Below are 355 nucleotides of genomic sequence, written 5' to 3'. Positions count from 1 at the left end.
GCGCTTTAAGCTTAGCTAAATCACTATGAATTCCATCATCAAGCTGCGACACCTCGCCAAATGCATTAACTATATTGACCCTAGCTGATGCGAGCTTGGCATAACCAGCTCGCGATAAACTCTCACCAGCAGCTAACGATCGTGAAGAGCGAAGGTGATAATTAACAGGAGACTGGGCAATAGAGCGTAAAGATACATAGTATTCGGCGTCTTCATCTGCAACAAATTCAACTTGTCTGGCCCAACGTATATCTTCACTAAAAACTGGCGCGCTTTGATTGCTCGATTTGAAGACTTGGAATCTTAAGTAAATAGACTGGTTTGTACCTGTGTCAGCCGGATAAGCCTCAAGCGA

Annotated in this window: 1 protein-coding gene; it reads right to left on the bottom strand. The window is 44.2% G+C overall.

Annotated features, from left to right (window positions below; all coding sequences use genetic code 11):
- Positions 1–355, bottom strand: a 355-nt coding sequence (locus A3739_RS29690) for a hypothetical protein (protein WP_197472195.1), incomplete at both ends; no start/stop codon positions are given.

The sequence above is a fragment of the Oleiphilus sp. HI0067 genome (genome assembly GCF_001635735.1).
The sequence above is the reverse complement of the archived record's forward strand: the minus strand, read 5'-3'. Positions and strand labels throughout refer to the sequence as shown.